Source organism: Allobosea sp. P4_C6 (assembly GCF_056402015.1).
The window spans coordinates 1-2,980 of the sequence record NZ_JBFUIF010000158.1 but is presented as its reverse complement, the minus strand read 5'-3'; the positions used below and the strand labels follow the sequence as shown (position 1 = coordinate 2,980).

The window sequence follows — 2,980 nt, the reverse complement described above, 5'->3', positions numbered from 1 at the left end:
GGTCATTACTGGCTCAAGGATCAGCCCCGGATCACGGCGCCAAACGCTGTGTGCCTCGATTTCAGCGTTGCCAAAAAGGGATATTTGACCGCTTACATTTGGTCAGGAAAACCTGACTTAACAAAAGACTTATTGGTGTCCGTCCCGGCTTGATCAAAGGGCGCCGGTAAGTCTCTGGGCCACTTTGAGATCGAGCTCGCCAAGAACTGAAAAGCGGAAGCCGGACGGCTGAAGCGCGAAGGGTGCGACGTCCTCGTGAAGGGCTTCTCGACGCCAACCATCGGGCTGGCCGGGATCTGCGACTGATCGGCAGCTCAGTTGAACATCCGCAGCATCTGGGTGCGCACCCGGTTCGCCCCCATGCAGGTGCGGCCCGCAAGCTCTGCCAATCGCTGGACACAATCGGCCTTGCCGATCGAGATGGCAGAGCGCTGTCCCCATCGCGGGAGGACGTCGCGTTCCAGATGCCCGAGGATCTGGTTCCAGCTCTTTGGCGAGTTCGGTTTTGCCTCGCGCTCGACGAACGATTCGACAAGCTGCCTGACGGTCAGCACCGCGGCCTTTTCCTCCTCGCGGAGCGGATGCGCAGCACCAGCCCCGAACATTTCTGGTCGTAGTAATCTTGCCCGCCAGAGGCAGGGACCGGAAAGGCCCGGATCGCGGCCTCCGTCAATGTGGCCTTCGGCATCTCTTGTCCTTTGCACAACGGGCCGGCCCTCATTCCATAGGCGAGGAGGATCGCGCTATCCCTCAGGTAAAGCTTCGGACGGACTACTCGGCCTTTGACCTTCGACGGCTCGCCGCTGAGTCCAGGCAGGCCAGCCAGAGTCGCCGGCTTCTGTCGCTGGCGGCGGTTCTCGACGGCATGGATCGGGAGCAGGYGGCGCCGCACCACGTTGGCCCTGGTAGCGGGTGTTCATTTCGATGGCAATATTGCATAATCTGGCGAGCCAAATGATGTGATTGATTGCAGATTTGCCAATTGAGTTTGGAAGTTCGGATGCCTTCGGCTTCCTCGCAGCATCGTCGCTAGAGGGCTTATCTGATGGCTACGGCGCGAAATAACCCGGCCAATACGCGAGGCAAACCGTTCGCCCCCGGCAACGCCGGCCGGCCCAAGGGCGCGCGCCACAAGGTTACGCTCGCTATTGAAGCTTTGCTGGAGGGCGAGGCCGGCGCTCTCACGCGCAAGGCGATCGAACTCGGGCTCGCTGGCGACATGACGGCGCTGCGGCTGTGTATGGATCGGCTGGCGCCCGCTCGTCGCGACCGACCCGTCACCTTCGACCTTCCCAGGATCGAGACGGTGGCCGATCTGCCCAAGGCGACGCAGGCCATCCTGGAGGCGGTCGCGGCGGGCGAGCTGACGCCGTCCGAAGCCGCCGAACTCGGCCGGCTGGTCGATGCCCAYGCCAAGGCCATCGAGGTCACCGATCTGCACCGCAGGCTTGAGGTACTGGAARGAGGGCGAGCATGATGAACGCCGTCCACCGTCGCCTCACCAGGCTGGAGGCCCGGCGCCGTCCCGTATCGGATCASCGGTCGAAGGCCGCGCGCGACGCCGCAATTGCGATGGTGCTCGCCGCCCCCGARTGGGCGGAGCAGATCWGTGCCRAGCTRATCGGGCAGCCTGGCTACGCCCCTCGCGCCGTTGCAGCAGTCCGCGCCGCGATGAGGGCGGATACATGACGGCCCTCCAACGCCGCCTCAGGGWGCTKGARCGGAGGTATGCCGGCGRCAATCRGMCAGCCRTCGCCTTCGTGCTCTGGGAGCGGTCGGCGGAGGCCCTCCAGCAGGCCTACGAGCACGCGCTCGCGGCTGGAGCCGTAAGGCGGGGCGATCCGATCATCATGGGCGTGATGCCCGGGCCTGCTGAGTTGCCGGAAGCGCGGTGGAGCGATGTTCCGGGGCTTTCCGACACGGAGCTGATGGCGCTCTTTTCAGATGCCGAGCCTTGTGACCGGCTCGATCAAACGCCGGGCAGCCGCGCTGTGAGGCTGATGTCCGACGCCGAGTTGAATGCCGCCATCATTGCGAGCGCAGCGAGGCCGGCGCCATGACGCGATTGTCGCAGCGCATCGCGAAACTGGAGACACGCGCCAGCAATAGCGTGCGCTACGATATCAGCGCCCACCCGCTGAGCGATGCGGAAAGGGAGGCCATCAAGGATGGAGTGGCTTTCGAGTTCGGCGAGGCGGCAGGCCAGAGCCCGATGACGGAAGCTGGATGGCAGGAGCTGTTCTGCCGTGAACCAGAAACCCGCTAACGGCGCGAGGCGCCGCTCGTGCGGAGCATGCGAGAGACGGCCGACATGGTGGAGTAAGAGTGAGCCGTCGGTGGGTCGAATTGCTCTCAATTATTTTGTCGAGCGTTCACCTGTTGGCATCAGCATGCTCGCCATGGGCAATTATCGTAAATGCCGCGCCTTTTTTGATGGAGGCGTTCCTCACACTTGATAGCGATARTATCGAAGACGAGCGGCTGTGCCGCGCCATCGTGCTTCTGCTCGAGGCGGTGGYGCGCACTGAACGGGATGCGCGGCCTTCGAACGTCGTGCKTTTTTCAASGCGACCCGTCGAGAGAAAACCGGGGGCGTAATCTCGATCGCCGGGGGGCTTGCCTTGGCGTTGGATCGAAGGTGGTTGGTGCGGCGGCGGGTAAGTGGGCGCGATGCGTGCTGAAGATTGGATCGGTCACCCGACGCCGCGTCGAATCACTTCAGCGTTAGGGTTAGCCAGCTGCGATGACTTGTCACCGGCACAATCCGCTCGCCTCTAATTGGCATTTCGATTGCGCGATTGAAGGCTGTTCTCGAGAGCCGCCCGAGCGGCAACAAAGGCCTCCTGCCTCGCAGGCACGCTGGCCTGTTGCAGCTCAAGCAGCATGAGGGCCGTCTCATAGATCTCGCGAATATCGCCCGGAGCTAGCACGCCTTTCTGCACGAGGCAGCGCAACAGGCCGGCCATGGTCACTGATGACA

The 2,980-nt window shown here is 63.2% G+C and carries 5 protein-coding genes; 3 read left to right on the top strand and 2 right to left on the bottom strand.

The genetic code is table 11. From position 1 onward, the window contains the following. Positions 1-314: 314 nt before the first annotated feature. Entirely contained in the window at positions 315-605 is a 291-nt protein-coding gene (locus tag AC1DVA_RS27285) for a hypothetical protein (protein WP_476807970.1), read from the bottom strand. A 440-nt stretch (positions 606-1,045) separates the two neighbouring features. On the opposite strand from AC1DVA_RS27285, the gene AC1DVA_RS27280 reads away from it, so the two are divergent. The 3 genes from AC1DVA_RS27280 to AC1DVA_RS27270 all read left to right on the top strand — a co-directional run bounded on the left by AC1DVA_RS27280 (position 1,046) and on the right by AC1DVA_RS27270 (position 2,266). Continuing rightward, positions 1,046-1,477 carry a DUF5681 domain-containing protein gene (locus tag AC1DVA_RS27280; protein ID WP_476807969.1) on the top strand — a complete coding sequence of 144 codons (432 nt, stop codon included), beginning with the start codon at positions 1,046-1,048 and terminating at the stop codon, positions 1,475-1,477. Positions 1,478-1,850: 373 nt separating this feature from the next. Beyond that, the gene (locus tag AC1DVA_RS27275; RefSeq protein ID WP_476807968.1) at positions 1,851-2,060 is read left to right on the top strand and encodes a hypothetical protein; all 210 of its coding nucleotides are present in this window, start codon (positions 1,851-1,853) and stop codon (positions 2,058-2,060) included. After that, the gene (locus AC1DVA_RS27270) at positions 2,057-2,266 is read left to right on the top strand and encodes a hypothetical protein (protein WP_355022165.1); all 210 of its coding nucleotides are present in this window, start codon (positions 2,057-2,059) and stop codon (positions 2,264-2,266) included. The genes AC1DVA_RS27275 and AC1DVA_RS27270 overlap by 4 nt, the downstream gene beginning before the upstream one ends. 508 nt (positions 2,267-2,774) lie before the next feature. Here AC1DVA_RS27270 and AC1DVA_RS27265 read toward each other — a convergent pair. Continuing rightward, positions 2,775-2,980: hypothetical protein (locus AC1DVA_RS27265; protein WP_476807720.1), on the bottom strand; the 206-nt coding region annotated here is incomplete at its 5' end.